Genomic DNA, 19,316 nt, shown 5'->3' with positions numbered 1-19,316 from the left:
CTAATGACTAATGACCAATGACCAATGACTGATAAATTACCAACCTCGCTGAGGCGCAAAAGCTTAATATTGCATAACATAAAACTATTGGGTTAACTCGCTGGTGTTGTCTGAAGTTGTCCCGATTGGAAAAACGTACATGCAAAAGCGCCAGAAAAGTCGATTTTTATTTAGCGATCGCTGGCTCGATCGGCACTCAATTGTTCGCAACATGGAAGCCTTTCAAGACTTAATTGTGATTGTCTTGTGTTTGGGTTTGTTTGCCGTTATGCTAATCCAATTGTGGGGGATAGCGATCGCCCTCGTGCAGCCACTAGACTATAAACACGTGACTGCAAAAATACTATTTGTGTTAATTTTAGTCGAGTTATTTCGACTATTAATGGTCTATTTGCAAGAACATAGTATCTCTGTAGGAGTGGCAGTTGAGGTAACAATTGTATCTCTACTGCGTGAGGTAGTGGTTCACGGAGCGCTGGAAATTTATTGGGTTAATACGCTTGCAATTTGTGGTTTGTTGTTTGTTCTGGGTGGACTACTCGTGGTGTGTGCTAAAACTCCACACATGGATTGTATGAGCGCTAACACTAAGTTTTGTCCGATTGTGTATAGAGGAGGTAGAGAACGGCAAAATGATTTGGAATTTCAGTATTCACATCAATGTGATGAAAATCAACCAATTGGATAAATTATGAGGAAAATAGGCAGTAGGGAGATAAGGTAGAATTTTCTTCCTTGTCTGTCTTATCTCCTGATTCCTCTTTGAATTGTGGTAATAGTGGTCTAATACGCCAAAAAGAAATAACTTATCTTCGTCGATGGCTGATTGCAGCATTAAAAAAGCAGATGGTTGTTACCATCTGCTTTAATAAAATATTCGTTATCTTCTTTACATAGATACCAACTGATTAACTGGAGCAATGCCAGCCAAATCTAAAATTGGCGCGATCGCATCTTCTCGCTTCACCGCCATCATGTGGACACCTTGACACAATTGCCGCGCTATTTGCACTTGCTCGGCGGCAATTTTTATTCCTTCCTCAAAAGGATCTTTAGCTTTTGCCAATCTATCAATAATATGTTGGGGAATATTTACACCCGGAACACATCTATTAATAAACTGAGCATTCTTTGCCGATTTCAATAGAAAAATTCCTGCCAAAATCGGTTTTTTATAGCCAGCAGCAATTGTATCCATAAACTTTTCTAGAACATCAAAATCAGTAATCAACTGACTTTGAAAAAACTGCGCTCCTGCTTCGATTTTGCGTTCAAATCGACTTTGCAAACCCGACCAACTTTTACATTGCGGATCTACTGCTGCACCAACAAATAAATCTAACGCTCCATCAGTCAAAGGTTTCTCATTACAATCAACGCCTTGATTCATCTTCCGAATTAGTTGCAGAAGTCGCACCGCTTCCAAGTCAAAAACTGCTTTGGCATCTGGATGATCGCCTGCTTTTACTGGGTCGCCAGTCAACGCTAAAATATTACGAATACCTAAAGCATGAGCGCCCATTAAATCAGCTTGTAAACTAATGCGGTTGCGATCGCGGCAAGCAATTTGACAAATTGGCTCTATGCCATTTTGTGACAAAATCACTGATGCCATTAACGAGGACATCCGTAACACTGCACGACTACCATCAGTAACATTGACAGCATGAACCCTTCCCTTAAGAGTCGCCGCCATTTGAATCATGTGTGTTGGATCTCCCCCTTTCGGCGGTGCTACCTCAGCGGTAACTAGAAATTCACCTGCTTGTACAGCTCTCTGGAAGGCTGTGGAGCTATGGGTGTAATGCATAAAATTAAGAATTTCAATTTCTTAAATGGTATAGCAAATCACACCTAAAAGCGAAAGCCTATAGAGGAAGAGAATAGCCTAAAGCAGCTTTTACTTGTGATAAAGTTTGATTAGCGATCGCTCTAGCTTTTTCCCCTCCATCCCGCAACACAGACTCCAAATAGCTTTTGTCTGCCGTTACCGAATGATATTTTTCTTGAATTGGTTTCAGGGACTCAATTATCGTGTCCGTCAACAATGGCTTAAATTGTCCCCAGCCCATATCCTGACACTCAACTGCGACATCTTCCTTTTTCTTTCCAGCAAGCAATGTATACAGCGTCAACAAATTATTACACTCTGGACGCGCTGGATCGTCGAAAGTCAGCCCCCGAATCGGATCGGTTTTACAACGCTTAATTTTGTATTGAATCTGTTCTGGTGAATCTAGCAAACTGATTCGGCTTAAATCAGAAGGATCGGACTTTGACATTTTGCGTGTACCATCTGCTAAACTCATCACCCTTGCCCCTTCCTTACGAATCAAAGGGTCTGGTAACTTCAGCACGGGCTGATCTGGTTTACCAAATTGGTGATTTAACCGAGCTGCAATATCTCGTGTCAATTCTAAGTGTTGCTTTTGGTCTTCACCCACTGGCACTTTATCAGCTTGGTAAAGCAAAATATCAGCCGCCATTAGCACAGGGTAATCCAATAAACCTGCACTCACATTTTCTCCCTGTTTAACAGCCTTTTCCTTGAACTGGATCATATCTTGCAGCCAGTTTAGAGGTGTAATGCAGTTGAGCAACCAGGTGAGTTCGCTGTGGGCCGAAACGTGAGATTGGACAAAAATGGTGGAGTGATTTAAATCAAGACCACAAGCTAGATAGAGAGCAGCAAGAGTGTAGGTATCAGCCGCTAACTGTTTTGGGTCGTGTGGCACTGTAATCGCGTGTAAGTCAGCCACAAAGAGGTAATTTTCGTATTCGCTCTGACCTTCTACCCAGTTGCGAATGGCTCCCAAATAGTTACCTAGATGGTAATTGCCGGTTGGTTGAACTCCAGAAAGAACACGTTGCTTGCCCATAAATTTCAACTAAGTTATCTCAATTCTGCGCTATGTAAAGTGGCGATGTCTGGTGACAAGTCGCTTCTGTGTAGGAGTATGCACCTACGCAAAACTCATTTAATTTTGACATTTTCCAGGTCAACTCGCCGTTCCGAGATGAAGATTTTAACTCAATCTCGGATTGCTATAGAAACTCTTAACGAAGGAAAACGACAACTTAGTGAAGTAATGACACAAGTTTGTGTGCTAATGATATAGGAATCCGGTTTGATTTATGAAAATATCCGTAGAATGTGAGCGCGGAGAGTACGGCATCAAACCCTTAATAATAGTGCGTTACGAACTCCGTTCTAACACAACGCCAGTTGCTACAACGGAGGGAACCTCCCTTTGGGTTCACCAGTCGCCTACGGCGGGAAACCCGCCTACAGCGCTGGATTCACCGCAACGCACTTGCTCCTCTACAATACCTAATTTCGTTCAAAAATCAAATAGTAATCCTATAGCTTGTAAGGTGGCTACTTACTGTAGTCTCAATACAAAGCCATTGTTTGTCGATACATTAACAATGCAGAAGGTTGCGTTCAAATAACACAGCAATGCTGTTACCTACTGCGTGGTCTATTTGCCTGAAAATAGCTGTGATTTACAGAAATAAAAAAATTTCAGTTTTTGTCAGATAGAGTTAGCACTAATCTGGAAATTGTGAATTAATTTTTCCACCCTAGTGACTTTACTGATGAAAGCTTGACTACTCTAATTCCATAATGGAATGACACTAAGTAGACTGGGTGTAGAGTGAGAGAAAAATAGAAATAAGTGCAAACATCAATAAATATTTGGCTTACTACACCCACTACCATAAATAGCCTTGATAAACCAACTTTCCTTCTAGAGCTTTTCTCACACTGCTTTTTTGCAGCCGCTTGTGTTTGAATTGGACTTTTTATATTCTATGAAGCGAATTGTGCCAAGATATCCCTGTAGTGTTAGCGCTGGCAAGGGTGGGCATTATGTTGTCCGCAGGCTTAACTGCGACTAGGATGTAGTGCATTTGTATTTTGAAGATTAAGGACGTTAGAAGACGAATGAAGCAGTACTCTCAGTTCACGATGATTTCTTACATAATAGGCCCTACTTTGATCGTGATGAGTCATTTAGGATCGCTAATCATTATTTTTACTGGCTTATCGTGGGGTGCTGCCTTGTGGGCCGTGTTGTTATATGTAATACGAATGCTTGCAACTACTGGCATCTACCATAGGCTACTCACCCACAAGAGCTACCAGGCTCCAACGTCAGTTTTATGCGTTGGAAGCATCGTGGCTGCTTCAGCTGGGCAGATGGGGCCAAGTTGGTGGAAAGCTCACCACATGGCCCATCATCAATCCTCAGACCAAGAAAAAGATCCTCATTCCCCTTATCTACCTTTCAAGGGAATCAAAGGATTCTGGTGGTCTCAGGCTGGATGGTTATTCTCCCCACAGTTTTTTCCCTCAAAGCTTCCCACGGATGTTGAGAGTAACCTGGTTTTAAAGATTATTGACCGTTTACACTTTATTCCTACGGTTGCTCTTGGTGCTATCTCTTACTACATCGGTGGAACTGAATATCTCGGCGCTTTTTTCCTCAGCACAACTGTCCTTTTCCACGGTGTCGCCACCGTCAACTCACTCAGCCACATATTTGGCGAGCAACCGTTCATAACCAACGACCATAGTAGGAACTATTGGCTTGTCGCATTTCTGACCCTGGGTGAAGGCTGGCATAATCTTCATCATGCATTCCAGTCGTCAGCTCGGCATGGCATAACCGTGCGAGAGGGCCGGGTTGCTTATCTTCCAGACCCTACATTTTGGTTCATAAGAATGCTTGAGTTCCTGAAGCTAGCGTCAAAAGTTAGAGTCCCTTCTGAAACAGAACTTCTTACCCGTGCCAAAAACCGAAACGGTCAGAACTTAGTGTTCCAGGCTGAAGCAAAGATATCTGTCTGATATTTCGGTTGGTAAATTGGTCAAACTAAATGATGGGGAATGTAATTGACACTATGTTGTTCAACCCCTATCAGGGGAAACTTTAGCTTTGTCCGCCTAAGAATGAACCATTAAAAATTGACCATTACCATTATATTCTCCATCACAACTAGCAAAATTGCGAATAAACCATATCAAATAAAACCTCCATATCCGGCGAAACTTGGCATAGTCCATGCCATAGTTTAATGTTTTTATTGTTGCCTGATTGTCGTCAAAATTTCGTAACCAATTAGTTAGTGTTTTAGAGTAATTAAAGCCATTGATATACCATTGTTTAACTGTTTTGAGGTCTTGTTGATGGCTAGGAACAGCATTGTAATTCCAGTATCGACCGTGTGGAAAAATATATTTGTGGGTGTAAACGCTAGACATATTGTTAGGGATGCGGACTGTGATGATGTGAATAAAAACTTTGCCATCATCTTTCAAAAACGAAGCTAATTTTTTAAAGGCTGCTGTTAAGTTACCAACATGACAAAAAACACCAATCGAGAGGATTTTATCAAACTTTGTCTCGAAATTTGCATTGTTCAAATCACCTTCATATAGGGTAAACCGATCTGAACTGAGATAACTTTCAGGATCTTGCATTTTGTGGCGTATATACTCACATTGCTCGTGGCTTAAATTAAGACCCGTAAACCTGACATTGGGAAACTTAGAAAGAATGTAATTAGGAACACATCCCCACCCGCACCCAAAGTCTAAGATATTGTCTCCATCCTGGATATCTAGCTTTTCAATCACATCATCAATCATCTGCATCTGCGATTGCTCAAGGTTTAATGCTCCTTTTTCCCACAATCCCATACTATACTTCGGATAAATGAGTTTCCCGTCCCACAACATAGTATTCAGCATGGCTTGAGGCAAGTCGTACTGAATTTTCATTAGTTCCCGCGATCCTTCGGCGAGATGATCGGTTTCTTTTAATACCCATTCATAGGGTGCTAGGAGGGATGGGAAATACTGAAATAAAATTGGCATACAGGTATCGAAGAGCGATTCTAGAACTGAATCAGGAACTTCTAATCCGTTAATATAAGCTTCTGCCACTGCCATTTGGACTGTGTTGACTACCTCAACAGCCCCACGAGTTACTTGGTATGCTAATGGGCTTTTGATATTTATATCTCCCACAACAGGGATATACTTTTCTATTTCTTGCAACAGAGTATCAGCAGTCATAGTCATACTCCTAAAAGCATTAAAAAACGCTACATGAGTATCATCTTTAGATTTTTTCAGTTTTTAACATTAAAACGTAAGAAGTTTTAACATACATTTAGGAATATTTTTGAAGATATAATACGGGATTGAGCCGAGAGATAAAACTGTTGGCTAAATATTTCTCACCTTTCTGCTAAACCCACTTGTCCTCCAATTAGCCCCAGGAACCCAGTTCCAAAGTGCTGAATCTCCAAAAAACTTGCTTGTTCAGGTGAGGTTTTGTAAATCCGAAATGTCTTCATAATTCCCAAGGTGGCAGCACTTTCTAGAGGGCCAACAAAGCTAATATCCCGGTCAAGAAAATAAGTTTGATTAGCCCATTGAGCTATTTGATTTGCATTCAAAAAGTAGCAGCCTGCGTGAGGGTTGAGGGCACGAATAAAGGTGATTGGTGTATTCATGATTGTACCCTTTAGTTCTTGTTGCTCTCGGACATTTTGAAAGGGGGCAGTTACTCGAAAAGCCAAATCTCCATCAATGTAAGCTTTGTGAACCAAACCGTGGGGGGAGACTTCATAACGATTTGGCTGGAGCAAATTTAAATCACCTGCTTGTTGGGTAAACCAGTTTAATTTTATAAAAAACCAAGGGTCATGGATAATTAGGTCATCTTCAAGGAAGCAGTAGTAATCATACTGACCAAGATAACTTTGTAGAACAGCTTGGCACTCAAATCCTAAAAGCAGAGGTTCTACATTAGTAGAATGATGCTTGTATAAATGGGATGGCAAGGGAAGATGATTAAGAAGATGATGATCTTTGGTTGTACAAATAACAATATCTAGTTCGTGAGATTGAGGTTGGTTAGCAGGGAAAGCTAGTCGTTGAGCAATGTTGACGATCCTTTGAGATTTGCCAAATAATTCGTGTAAGGCGGTAATGCTTTTAGTTAACGCCTGCAAGCGGGGTTGTGGGTCTTTGCGTTGAGAAGCATGACGACCCTCATTACTAGGTTTAAAAAAATGGGCAATAGTAAAAATAATCCGCATTTGAAATATCGCTTTTATATTTCTCTGTTATTTGCCCTTTGTTAGTTGTAACTAACGATCAATAACTAATGACTAATGCCATCTAATGTTTGCCAAATCCTTTAGAAACTGACCGCTTTTTCAAACTCTCAGAATTTTTTCCAGCAAACATCCATTGTAAATGCTGTGGTAACAGTTTTGCTAAATCATAATGCTTCAGAATTGTCTCTCGCGCATTCGCACGAATTCCGTTCATTTCTTGGGGATGATTCAGTGCTTCTTCAATCCGATTAGCAATGTTTTGGGGAGAAAAGAAATCTACTAGCAGTCCATTTACTCCATCTTGTACGACTTCTAATACTGGCGAAGTCTTAGAAGCTATTAGTAAACATCCTGCTGCCATTACTTCTAACATTGACCAAGATAAAACAAAAGGACGGGTTAAATAAATATGAGCAGAAGAAGCTTGTAAAACCTGAAGGTACTCATTGTAAGGAAGCCTATCTGTAAAGTGCAGCCTCGATAAATCCAAAGATGATTTTAATTTTTCTAGCATTAATTGTTTATAAGTCTGACCATTAGGGAGATTCTTCCCATAAGCCACCCGATCTTCTCCTACAACTACTACATGGCACTTAGGTCTTCGCTGCTGAATTAGCGCTACCGTTTCCATAAACTGCGGAAAACCTCTATAAGGTTCCATCCCGCGTCCTACATAAGTTACCAACTCTTCCACATGGGAAAGATCCAGATTTATTCTTGGTAAAACTAACTTTGCACCTGGTTTGGGAACAAAAAAATTGGTATCAACACCATCATGAATTACAGTGAGTTTGCTATGATATTCTTTGGGAAATTGCTGTCGCTGCCAATACGTCGGAGAAAGACCGCGATCGCAGCTATATAAATCAGTCAAAATCGGCGTATTTTTCACGCGGATACGGCATTCATCATCAGCATTCAGTGGTTCATTGGGATCAAAATCTGCATCGGAACCGTGAGCGTGATAAAACCACTCGAAATAACACAATAATTCTGCTTTGGGGAAAACATCTTTCATAAATAAAGTCGGCCCCCAACCAGAATGGCCGTAAACTATATCTGGAACGAAACCCTCGGCTTTTAATTTTTCTGCCACGCGATAGACAGCCTGGGCGGTAAGAACAGCATTTTCCAGGCTGCGGACATAATGGTGGGTTTGGGGAGCAGCTTCACGAGAAGGAGTATAAATAGCTTTATAAACCCCAGGTATTTCCCCTTCACGACGATTTGTCCCAAAGACAACTTGACAATTAGGATCTTTACCTAAAACTGTCGCTAGATTACGAAATTGCGAGGGGAAATTGGGATGTAAAAATAAGATTTTCATGGGAATAATCTTGATTAATTTATTGCCAGATAAAATAAATTAAAACAATCTTTTTAAGATTATAAGATTATTTTTCACGATTCTTAGCAAGAAAATTTAGGGAAATGGTTGCCCGTAAATGTGAAAATAAGTGCAAATTCGTGTTATTACAATGAAATTTATTGGCATTGATTTAGGCTGGCGATCGCAACCAAGTGGATTGTGCTGTTTAGAATGGATAGATGGACAACTGCAACTCCTCGATCTAGACCGCAAAGAAGCCATTGCAGACATTCTCACCTGGATCGATCAAAGCGTGCAAAAGGAACCAGCTATCATCGCCGTAGATGCACCTACCCTCATACCCAACGCTACCGGGAGTCGCCTCCCCGACAAACTTAGCCACAAATACTTTGGCAAATATCATGCGGGATGCTACCCAGCTAATCAAAACCTACCCTTTGCCGATCGCACCATCAACTTTGGCTTAGAATTAGAATCACGCGGTTTTGCCCATGCACCCACATTGAACCGCAAAAACTCAGCAGATATCAAATAGAAGTCTTCCCCCACCCAGCAATCGTTAACCTATTCAACTTAGAACGCATCCTCAAATACAAAAAAGGACGACTCAGCGATCGCCGCCTAGAACTAATCAAACTCCAAAATTATCTTCTCAATATCTTCCCCTCTCTTTCCCCCTCTCTGCAGACTCTGCGCCTCTGCGGTTCCTTTCCTCTTGAAATCCCCACCACCGGCGCAGCCCTCAAAGCAGTCGAAGATAAACTAGATAGCCTAGTTTGCGCTTACATTGGTGCATACTGGTGGTATTGGGGAGAAGAACGTAATTTGGTATTAGGCGATCGCACCACAGGCTACATTATCATCCCTCAAAGAATTTGAGCAAAGGCTTTCTCGACAAGAATTGCGATCGCTTACCAAAACGACTTGCATTGAGCAATGGAATGCGAGATGCTAAAAATAGCACCCCGCAAATCGGATTGCTTGGCGATCGCGAAGCGTTAATAAAGATTAAACAACCACAAAATTGTTGTTGGTTAGTGACAATCCAGTAGATAGTTGTGCAAATTTTACTTGAGTAAACCCAGCCGCACTGCCATCTTGGTCAAAGAACAATGTACCTGTAGCACTGTTATAAATAAATCGTTGATTGCTTGTCGTTGCAGATGTTCCCAGGGTAAACTGATTTGTCTGAAGCGAACCTATTGATAACCCACCACCAAAACCATCAGCCGATACCTGAATCAGTCCATGATTGGTGTTGAAGTTAAAAATAGTATCAACGCCTTCATTGTAACTATTGAAAGCAAAGGTATCAGTAGGGTTTGGGTTTCCAGCATAGATGGTATTTCCCCCATAGAGGGTATCATTACCATAGCCTCCTATGAGGATATCATTGCCAGCACCACTTATGAGGATATCATCGCCATTACCACCAATGAGTGTGTTATTACCAGTGGCATTAGAGGCTGTGAGAATATCATTACCATCGCCACCATCCAATATCTTATCGCCTGATGAAGCCAAAACACTTAAGTAATCGTCACCAGCGCCACCTTTGAAGGTATCATTGCCATATTGGTCTCCGTAGATCGTATCATTGCCATTGTTTCCCACAATATTGTCATTGTAGTCTGTGCCCATGATACTGAATTGTTCGATATTCTTATAGGTAACGCTATTCGTGCCTGCCGTAATTGAGCCAACATTAGTAGTGGTATCGAATGTTGTTGTGATTCCTGCGGCAGAATCGTAGTAATCGAGTCCTAAGTAATCGTTACCTCTCCCTCCATCGATCGTATCATTGCCACCATTGCTTATATAAAACGTATCGTTACCATTGCTCCCCACAATATTGTCATCGTAGGCTGTGTCTGAGATATTGAATTGTTCGATATTTTTGTAGCTAACGCTATTCGTGCCCGCCGTAATTAAACCAATGTTAGTAGTGCTATCGAATGTCGTTGTGATTCCTGCGTTAGTATTGTAGTAATTTACTCCTAAGTAATCGTTACCTGCCCCTCCATCGATCGTATCATTGCCACCATCGCCCGTGGAGAGTGTATCGTTACCATTGCTCCCCACAATATTGTCATCGTAGTCTGTACCTGAGATACTTAATTGTTCGATATTCTTGTAGCTAACGCTATTCGTGCCCGCCGTAATTAAACCAATGTTAGTACTGGTATCGAATGTTGTTGTGATTCCCCCGGTAGCATAGATATAATCTACGGACAACAAATCGTCACCCTTACCCCCATCGATCGTATCATTGCCACCACCGCCCGTGGAGAGCGTATCATTACCATTGCTCCCCACAAGATTGTCATTGTAGGCTGTACCTACGATATTTAATCGTTCGATATTCTTGTAGCTAACCTGATTTGTGCCTGCTGTAATCGATCCAGTTTTAGTAGTAGCATTGAAAGTTGTTGTAATTCCTTCGGTAACATAGGTGTAATCGGCAGACAACAAATCATCGCCTTTACCCCCATCCATCGTATTATTGCCACTAGTGAAGTGAGCGTTGGGATCATTGCCACTAGTGCCCCCAGAGAGGGTATCATTGCCATCACCTCCAAAGAGCAGATTATTGCCTTCTGAATTGTTAACATTCAAGTAATCATCACCAGCACCACCCTTGAGGGTGTTATTGCCTGTTGTATAACTAGCATCCAAGTAATCATCACCAGCACCACCCTTGAGAATGTTATTGCCTGTTGTATAATTAGCATCTAAGGTATCCTCACCAGCACCACCAATGAGCGTGTTATTGCCAGTGCCATAAATTCTCCCAAATTCTCCAAATTCGTAGTCGTGCAGGCCAGAAACGGAGAGATAATCATTACCAGCGCCACCTGAAAGCAGATTATCACCTGTTGAATAAATAGCATCCAAGTAATCATCACCAATACCACCATTGAGGATGTTATTGCCTGTTGAATAACTAGCATTCAAGGTGTCGTCACCAGCGCCACCATTGAGGGTGTTATTGCCAGAGATAGAATTGCCAAATAAAATTTCGCCTCCTCGGATCGAGCTGTAGTCACCAGAGGCAAAGAGAGAATCATTTCCATCGCCACCAATGAGCAGATCGTTGCCTTTTGAATTGTTAAGATTCAAATTATCATCGGCAGTACCATAAGCGATGGAGTTATTGCCTGTGTTACCAATGAGCGTGTCATTCCCAGCACCACCAATGAGCGTGTCATTCCCCGCACCACCTCTGAGTAAGTCATTGCCACTTTTGCCATCGATTTTGTCATCACCCCCCTGACCATTTATGACATCATCTGAGTTATCAAAGCCGTTAACATTGTTATTCAGGTCGTTAAGGAAGGTGACTGTATTCTTATTGAAAATAGTACTTTGGGTAGAGTTGGCATTAAAAACATCAAAGCTATCTGTGATGGTAGTTTGCCCATAAAACAGGATATTGCCCAAGTTTACACTCGCTCCAGTGGATTTGCTGAGGTTATCCAGATTTTCCAAGGCAAAGTTTTGCAGAATGACTTTGGGAGTAGGGTCGTCTTGATAGTAGTCTGCATTTGCAAAGGTGATTTCCAGATTGTTGCCATTCTGGGTCAGGATCATATTTTGGGCAGTCAAGCGACTATCGTCCTGAAAATTTAGAGTGTCAACTTCGGCAATGACTGCTGCTGTTGGGTGTGTTCCTTTACCTACGCCACCAAAATCGGTGATGATATCGATATTATTGATGATGTAGTCATAAACAAATTCATCATTGCCAGCGCCACCAGTTAGGGTGTTGTTACCCCCGTTACCTGTGATGGTATCGTTCCCTGCTTTACCGTTAATTGTGTCCGCTTGATAAGTACCCAGTAGGTTATCATTACCGTTGGTTCCAATGATATTTGCCATAACTTTTATCTACCTAAATCTAGCTTTTCAGTAACTTACGTTATCAACATGGACTTTATTACTATTTTTGGGCACAAAAATTAACCGGGATTTTAAGTTTCTGCCATACTTATACATCATCTTTAATTAATACTAATGTTCATCAAAGATTCATCCAGAGAATGGCTTTTACGTGACGCTATCTAAATTTATCTGAAAACTATCTAAGCCTTAAGCGCTGTACAAACTAATGAGCGTCTGTATTTAGGATTATCAGTTATTTCAGACTAAATTAATTATCCTTGTTCAGTAATAATCATTGAACAAGGATGATTAAAGAATCTGACGATTGAATGCCTGGAATTTATACTTGGTATTTGGTTTTTTGCCAGCGTCTAAGTCTTACTAGAAGAGAAAACATTCAACTTTTGATCGGCAAAGAGATTTTTATACCCCCCTTGTGGACAATTCTGTTTAGATGTCTAGCTTGAAAATAGAGAACATCTAAATAACCAAACACTTACCATATACTACTGTATTTACTTAGCTATTTTTGCTTTTACCCGCATCTTTGCATATTCTTCACATTATTTGCTGATAAATTTACGTAAAAATATTTTTTGTGTACTATTAATATTTTGATTGTCAATCAAAGCTATTACAGATTGGTATAACGTTTGTAAACCAAGAAATCCACATTCGCAGACATTAGTACTTGTCGCTCCAAAGTGCGGATCGATCAAAGCTTAAGAAGCTGACTTTTGTGATTATTCCAGTCAAATTGCATTTTCCTTATAATTATGAGGAATTATAGCAATAATTATTTTTTGGGTGTGACTGCATCGCATAATAAAAGGCGTTGCTAATTTAAGTTTAGCAACGCCTAATCTTGAGTATTCAACAATTACTTAGCACTATTATTCTGCCCAAGCAATTAATCTTGGTTCATAAGCATTAGCCAGGTTTTGATTTTTCGGCAATACACGCAAAGACAAGCCTTGCAAACCAGAAGCGGTATAAGTGATATTACCCGTGTAAATGCTCAATTGCTGTGAATCCTCACCTTGGTAATCCATCACCACTGTTACAGCGTTGACAATATCACCATTGGCATCGATCGCACCTTGATATAACTCTACCTGCACATCTTCCTTGCTCAAAGTTGCTAAGTCAACCTTGGCTTTGACCGCAACGGTTTGGTTAACCTCAATGTCTGAAGCTGCTGATACGTCAACATCTTTGATTCTGATGTTGAACCAGTGTCCGCTCAGTTTTTCTTTCCAAGCAGCTAGTTCTTTCGCTGGGGCATAGTTATCAACTGTCAGGGTATGATAGCGATCGCTAGCCGGGAAATAAGCTCTCCCAGCATATTCTCCTACCATCCGTGCTGTATTAAAGAAGGGACAATTCAACCGAATTGCATCCTTCATTTTCGCAACCCACGGACGGGGTAAGCCATCACTATCCCGGTGTTCGTAAAATAGCGGTACAACTTCCTTCTCAAGCAACTCGTAGAGAGCATTTGCTTCTACTTCATCTTGGTAGTTAGGATCGTCGTAATTCTCTCCATGTCCAATCGCCCAGCCTGTGCGGACGTAATCAGCTTCATCCCACCAGCCATCTAGTACACTTAAATTTGGCAAGCCATTCATTGCGGCTTTCATGCCACTAGTACCAGAGGCTTCTCGTGGACGACGCGGTGTATTTAACCAAATATCACAACCCGCAACCATCAACCGGGATATGTGAATGTCGTAATTGGGAACAAACACGACCTGTTTTTCTAAATGTTGTTCGCGGATAAAGTGATTGATATCGCGGATCAGTTCTTTACCGGGAATATCCTTAGGATGTGCTTTACCAGCAATCACGAATTGCACTTTCCGGTCTTTGTTAGCCAGCAAAAGCCGCTTAATGCGATCCAAATCGCGCATCCAGAGGGTGGCGCGTTTGTAGGTGGCAAATCGGCGGGCAAAGCCAATGGTGAAAGCGTAGGGATCTAAAACTTCTTGGGCTTGGATAATTTCGGAAGCAGAAGCGCCGCGATCGGTTAAATGCTTGACCAAATGCTCCCGCACATACAAAATCATATCTAAGCGGCAGCGTTCGTGATTGCGCCACAATTCCTCATCGGGTATGGCATCCATCCGATCCCACAATGGGCTATCTGGTGGTGCTGATGACCAATTTGGGCCGAGGTAGCGATCGTATAACTCTTGAGTTGATTTCGCAACACAACTACGAGCATGGACACCATTCGTAATTGCTGCGATCGGCACTTCCTCCACCGGCACATTCTTCCACAAGCCTTGGAACATTTGCCGCGACACAACACCATGTAGTTGGGCGACACCGTTAGAAAATGTTGCCATTTTCAGCGCCAGCACCGCCATACTGAAAGGCCCCGATAAATCGCCTGTATTTTCACGCCCCAGTCCTAAAAATTGCTCTTTGGGCAATCCAAATATCTCTGCATAGTACCCCAGGTAGTGCAGCATTTTGTCGGGAGCGAACAAGTCAATCCCCGCAGGTACTGGTGTGTGGGTAGTAAAAATGTTACTAGAAGCTACCACCTGTTTAGCTTGAATATAACTCAGCCCTTCTTCCTGAATCAGCAAGCGGATGCGTTCTAAAGCAGAGAAGGCGGCGTGGCCTTCATTCATGTGGTAGGCGGTAACTTTCAGCCCCAAAGCTTTGAGCATTTGCACGCCACCGATCCCCAGCATAATTTCCTGGTGGATACGCATATCGATGTCGCCACCGTATAGCTGATCTGTGATATCGTGGTCGTAAGTGTTGTTGGGTTCGATATTGGTGTCCAGCAGATACAGAGGAACTGTTCCCACCTGTACGCGCCAAACTCTCGCATACACCTTGCGTCCTGGATAATCTACCGCAATCCGCAGTTCTGAACCATCGGCATTGCGCTCTAGATGCAAGGGCATATTATAGAAATCGTTGAGCAGGTAGCGTTCTTGCTGCCAGCCATCAGCGTTGAGGTATTGGGCAAAGTAGCCTTGCTGATACAGCAAACCTACACCCACAAGTGGTAGCCCCAAGTCGCTAGCAGATTTGAGGTGATCCCCCGCCAGAACACCCAAGCCTCCAGAATAGACGGGCAAACAATCGACAAGTCCAAATTCCGCCGAAAAATAGGCGTAGCATTCTTTTGGTTTATCTTCCCGTTGTTTTTGATACCAAGTGCGCTCCTGCAAATAATCGTCTAACTGACGGTCAGCCCGATCCATTTGCGCTAGAAAGCCTTCATCTTCGACAACTTCCAAAAGCCGCGATTGGGAGATAGTACCGAGCATTAACACTGGGTTGTGATGGCTAGACTCCCACAGGTCAGAGTCTAAGCGACGGAATAAATCTTTAGTATCAACGTTCCAATCCCAGTGCAAGTTATATGATAACCGCCGCAGTGGTTCGAGTCGCGGTGGTAGTGAAGGAGATACGTTAAATGTGCGAATTGGCTGCATAGGTTGGCAAAACTCCAAGTTTAGTTATGGTTATTGTTTACTGTCTTTACCAATGTTGCCAATTCTTTATACTGTAGTTTGTGAAAAAGCGATGACTTTGTTAAGCATTGAGAATTTTTTTTAACATCGTTGCTAAAGTTGACACCAAGGTGTTTCTAATTCTGTGCGTTACTTTCAGCCATGTACTTGGTATATTAAGATTTAATCATTGAGTGGCATATATCACTTAAAAAAATCTAGTTTTAAAGAAATAATTTATATTTATTTTAGTATTGCTTCCGGGGATCAGTTCTATGGTCTTGGCTGAGGGTGAAAATTTATCATAGCTGTTGCCAGAAAAATGAAATTTTTAATTATTTTTTAATACAATTGCGCTGATAAAGAAGCAGTTATGATTCTTATGTTAAAGTAAGTTCCAGGAGAGGCGATCCCAAATAGCCTGTCGTTGACATCACTTAAAATGAGATTAAAAAATTATACCAAGCAGTTAACTAGGAAAAGCCATGCCTGCGGCAGGCTACGCCTACACTAACTACTTGGTATAATTCTTGATACTAAATCAGGAAAATAACTTTTTAGCGTGTTATTTTACGCGCCTAGTGAAGGCTGATCTTTGGTATTTTTTGTCATTGATAAAGCTACAGCTGCTGCATAAGCAATCTCTGCTGCCATTTGATAAGCAAGTTTGATACTTGATGAAGCGTCTTTGGCTTTGGGAGAGAGAGAAGCTTTTTTTCGGCGCGACTCTTGTTTTACACCGCCGGCTGCAATAGCTCGCTGTAACACGATCCAGGCATCTAGGTCTTCTGAGTCATAATTACTTTGAAGTTGCGATCGCAGTTGATCTTCGGCTACAACACTCAGATAGCCTGTAGTTAGAGCTTCTTGGACAATTTCTTTAATTAAAGCCATAATTTGAACCAAGTGTGTGAGTTAAAACCGATACCTCAATGTGGGTATTTGATGTTATTTGATGTTATTTTGTGAACTTCTCCTAGAAACTAAGCTACGTTTTAGCTTTCCTTCAATAAAATTTATAATGAGTAGTGCCAAGCACGCATCACCCGCTTGGCTCACCCGAATGGGTGATTTACAAATTTTCATATTGTGAGTAATAGGAAGAGAAAAATTTTGAGCCTTTTGGCTTTTAACGAAGATGTTGTCATAAGTATAGTAGATATCATTCTGACTTGAACGCCCAATCAGAACATTACTTGGACAATCAACGGTAGAAATACAGACAAAAATGGCAAGTAACCGTTAAGAGCATTTTTAAAATTACCATCCTCAATGAATTTTAACTAAGTGTATAAAATTATTTAAGAGTAGCATAGGCTTTGCCCGCAGCAGGCATCGCTACAGTAAAAAAGTTAACTGATTGGCGCTATTTTGATCGACAATAAACTTGGAAATCAAATTATTTGAGAATGTTCCACTAAAAATAAAATGTGTTATCGTTAAAAACAATTGTTCTTAAAACGATTCATGTAATTACAAACGTGAATTGACTAGTCTGTAAATCATCCGTGTGCAACATGATTGGAGCAGCATACTCTAGAAATTCGTTGCAAGAAAGCCGTCATAGCAGTCGGGGAAGCGCTTACTTGTTTGCACCGATGGTTAACTTCAATGTGATGGCTGATGTGGGAGATAATCCACCCTAATTGGGTTTATTTGGGCAAAGATACCCGATAAAACCCAACAATAATTACATTGTCATGCTAGGCAGAAATTTTATCTAAATCTTTAAAAGAGTCTAGTTAAATGTATTTTTTGTTGCAAAATAGCTTGTATAAATGAGTTGTTTCAAAAGACTAAAATTGCCTGGGAGAAAGTAGCTTCAAGGCAAACAACTTCATCCTTCTTTGCGTAACAAGCTTTCAAATTTGCCGACTAACCAAAATTGTCCCCTATCTAAACCAGCAAATTTACCCATCAGAAAATTTAATAGTCTGAGATTTGACTCTATAATGCACTGACATTGTTTTGTTAGTTGAGCCTGGTGAAAAAGAAGCAAAATTTTTACGGGTCTTAACTGGTATAAAAGCTTCTAACGAATCAATGTAATTGTGCATACCAGTTCAGTAACTATGCCGCACTTAAGTTCAAGAATTGCTTGCATAGTTAAAGCCAGACTCTAGTTTTCCAACATCTGGAAAACTATCTACAAATATGGGTAAATTTTGGTAACGCTGCCACTCATATCATGTATGACTAAATACAAAGTCACTGAATATTGGCAGAAGATTAGGATACAGGCAAAACAACTTTCAATACTGTCAACAACAATTAATTGAAGAGATATGTAGCCATGCATAACGAGCAATATTTTTCAAAATTGCAGCGCGTGCAAGAACTTGTAGTAACTACTGTGTTAGGAGATATTCCTACACTTCTTCTGGGCCCGAAGTTGCGTAATTTAGGATATCGGAGTATTTTTGCCCAAATAGACAGCCCAGTTTATATTCAAAATGGTGTTGAATTTAACGGTACTTCTTGTATTGAAATTGGCAGTGGAGTATATATTTTCAAGGGTGTGCGGATGGATGCTAGAGGACACAAAAATAATAGAATTCATCTAGGAAATAGAGTAGCTATTGAGCGTAACGTTGATATAGGGTGTTTGAAAGATACGTGTATACATATTGATGAAGACACCTTCATTGCTCCCAACGTCTGTATTGAGGGGCCAGGAGACATTAAAATTGGTAAGCATTGTATGATTGCTGCCCACTCAGGGATATATGCTAATAATCATAATTTTGCCGATCCGATAGAGCCGATTAAATACCAAGGTGTTACTCGCAAGGGAATTGTGATTGAAGATGACTGTTGGCTAGGTCATGGAGTAACGGTATTAGATGGCGTTACCATCGGCAAAGGCAGTGTTATTGGTGCGGGAGCAGTTGTCAATAAAGATATTCCTCCTTTCTCCATTGCTATAGGCATACCTGCACGAGTAATCAAAAACCGAACTGGTAAAGACCTAGCAAAACTTCAAGCTGAGAAATAGGGGAATGGGGACTGGGGACTGGGGACTGAGGACTGGGGACAAGGAGAATTATTTCTTCTAACCTGTAACTTATGCCTCTACCCTTTTTTTTAGAAACTTTTACCGTCAGCGAACGTCACAAGAGTAAACTAATCTCTGAGTTATTTCTTAGGGTCATCTAAAAGTCAGACAGTTGACATCTTGCACCATTCTCAATAACTGTAAGGTAGACACTGCCAGTCCCCATCGCCCCTAATCCCCAGAGGGGGCCCCGAGTTCCCCAATCCCTAGAGTCGTCTAAAAAAGGGACAAGATTTGGGTAATATAAAGTAGCTATCTTTTCTGCATGGCAGATCCTCAAAGAAAAGCTTTCTTTGTTTTACCCCTTGGAGATATTTCTATGCTGACTTTAAAAATCGCTGTTTATATTGTTGTTGCCTTCTTCGTTACTATCTTCATCTTCGGATTTTTGTCGAACGATCCTGCTCGGAACCCCGGCCGTCGGGACTTAGAGTAA

General features: G+C 41.3%; 14 protein-coding genes and 1 pseudogene. 7 read left to right on the top strand and 8 right to left on the bottom strand.

The window, feature by feature from the left end; genetic code table 11:
- Window positions 1–139 precede the first annotated feature (139 nt).
- On the top strand, window positions 140–688 hold the full coding sequence (locus tag CDG77_RS05245) for a phosphate-starvation-inducible PsiE family protein (protein WP_094328355.1): 549 nt from the start codon (window positions 140–142) through the stop codon (window positions 686–688).
- 201 nt (window positions 689–889) lie between these two features.
- On the opposite strand, the gene CDG77_RS05240 is transcribed toward CDG77_RS05245, so the two are convergent.
- Both CDG77_RS05240 and trpS read right to left on the bottom strand, forming a co-directional pair.
- Window positions 890–1,810 carry a methylenetetrahydrofolate reductase gene (locus tag CDG77_RS05240; protein ID WP_094328354.1) on the bottom strand — a complete coding sequence of 307 codons (921 nt, stop codon included), beginning with the start codon at window positions 1,808–1,810 and terminating at the stop codon, window positions 890–892.
- 58 nt (window positions 1,811–1,868) lie between these two features.
- Complete coding sequence (gene trpS / locus CDG77_RS05235) at window positions 1,869–2,879, bottom strand: tryptophan--tRNA ligase (RefSeq protein WP_094328353.1); 1,011 nt, start codon at window positions 2,877–2,879, stop codon at window positions 1,869–1,871.
- Between the two features lie 256 nt (window positions 2,880–3,135).
- On the opposite strand from trpS, the gene CDG77_RS35205 reads away from it, so the two are divergent.
- Window positions 3,136–3,453 carry a hypothetical protein gene (locus CDG77_RS35205; protein WP_143856961.1) on the top strand — a complete coding sequence of 106 codons (318 nt, stop codon included), beginning with the start codon at window positions 3,136–3,138 and terminating at the stop codon, window positions 3,451–3,453.
- A 496-nt stretch (window positions 3,454–3,949) separates the two neighbouring features.
- Window positions 3,950–4,855, top strand: coding sequence for an acyl-CoA desaturase (locus CDG77_RS05230; RefSeq protein WP_094328352.1), 906 nt, complete (start codon window positions 3,950–3,952; stop codon window positions 4,853–4,855).
- A 96-nt stretch (window positions 4,856–4,951) separates the two neighbouring features.
- On the opposite strand, the gene CDG77_RS05225 is transcribed toward CDG77_RS05230, so the two are convergent.
- The 3 genes from CDG77_RS05225 to CDG77_RS05215 all read right to left on the bottom strand — a co-directional run bounded on the left by CDG77_RS05225 (window position 4,952) and on the right by CDG77_RS05215 (window position 8,464).
- The gene (locus CDG77_RS05225; RefSeq protein WP_094328351.1) at window positions 4,952–6,085 is read right to left on the bottom strand and encodes an SAM-dependent methyltransferase; all 1,134 of its coding nucleotides are present in this window, start codon (window positions 6,083–6,085) and stop codon (window positions 4,952–4,954) included.
- A gap of 164 nt (window positions 6,086–6,249) precedes the next feature.
- Window positions 6,250–7,116, bottom strand: coding sequence for a hypothetical protein (locus CDG77_RS05220; RefSeq protein WP_094328350.1), 867 nt, complete (start codon window positions 7,114–7,116; stop codon window positions 6,250–6,252).
- A gap of 82 nt (window positions 7,117–7,198) precedes the next feature.
- Window positions 7,199–8,464, bottom strand: coding sequence for a glycosyltransferase family 4 protein (locus CDG77_RS05215; protein WP_094328349.1), 1,266 nt, complete (start codon window positions 8,462–8,464; stop codon window positions 7,199–7,201).
- A 151-nt stretch (window positions 8,465–8,615) separates the two neighbouring features.
- Here CDG77_RS05215 and CDG77_RS05210 point away from each other — a divergent pair.
- Window positions 8,616–9,346, top strand: a pseudogene (locus CDG77_RS05210) (DUF429 domain-containing protein).
- 129 nt (window positions 9,347–9,475) lie between these two features.
- On the opposite strand, the gene CDG77_RS05205 reads toward CDG77_RS05210, so the two are convergent.
- The 3 genes from CDG77_RS05205 to CDG77_RS05195 form a co-directional block, all read right to left on the bottom strand.
- Window positions 9,476–12,346 carry a beta strand repeat-containing protein gene (locus tag CDG77_RS05205; protein WP_094328348.1) on the bottom strand — a complete coding sequence of 957 codons (2,871 nt, stop codon included), beginning with the start codon at window positions 12,344–12,346 and terminating at the stop codon, window positions 9,476–9,478.
- A gap of 896 nt (window positions 12,347–13,242) precedes the next feature.
- Entirely contained in the window at window positions 13,243–15,807 is a 2,565-nt protein-coding gene (gene glgP / locus CDG77_RS05200) for an alpha-glucan family phosphorylase (RefSeq protein ID WP_094328347.1), read from the bottom strand.
- A gap of 588 nt (window positions 15,808–16,395) precedes the next feature.
- Window positions 16,396–16,719, bottom strand: coding sequence for a hypothetical protein (locus CDG77_RS05195; protein WP_094328346.1), 324 nt, complete (start codon window positions 16,717–16,719; stop codon window positions 16,396–16,398).
- Window positions 16,720–17,342: 623 nt separating this feature from the next.
- On the opposite strand from CDG77_RS05195, the gene CDG77_RS38425 reads away from it, so the two are divergent.
- From CDG77_RS38425 to CDG77_RS05185, 3 genes are all read left to right on the top strand, one after another.
- Complete coding sequence (locus CDG77_RS38425) at window positions 17,343–17,471, top strand: hypothetical protein (protein ID WP_256091202.1); 129 nt, start codon at window positions 17,343–17,345, stop codon at window positions 17,469–17,471.
- 647 nt (window positions 17,472–18,118) lie between these two features.
- Window positions 18,119–18,820, top strand: coding sequence for an acyltransferase (locus CDG77_RS05190; RefSeq protein ID WP_094328345.1), 702 nt, complete (start codon window positions 18,119–18,121; stop codon window positions 18,818–18,820).
- Between the two features lie 379 nt (window positions 18,821–19,199).
- A complete protein-coding gene (locus CDG77_RS05185) occupies window positions 19,200–19,316 on the top strand; it encodes a photosystem II reaction center protein I (protein ID WP_041566417.1) in 117 nt (38 codons plus the stop codon).

Source organism: Nostoc sp. 'Peltigera membranacea cyanobiont' 213 (assembly GCF_002245975.1).
Lineage (GTDB): Bacteria > Cyanobacteriota > Cyanobacteriia > Cyanobacteriales > Nostocaceae > Nostoc.
The sequence above is the reverse complement of the archived record's forward strand: the minus strand, read 5'-3'. Positions and strand labels throughout refer to the sequence as shown.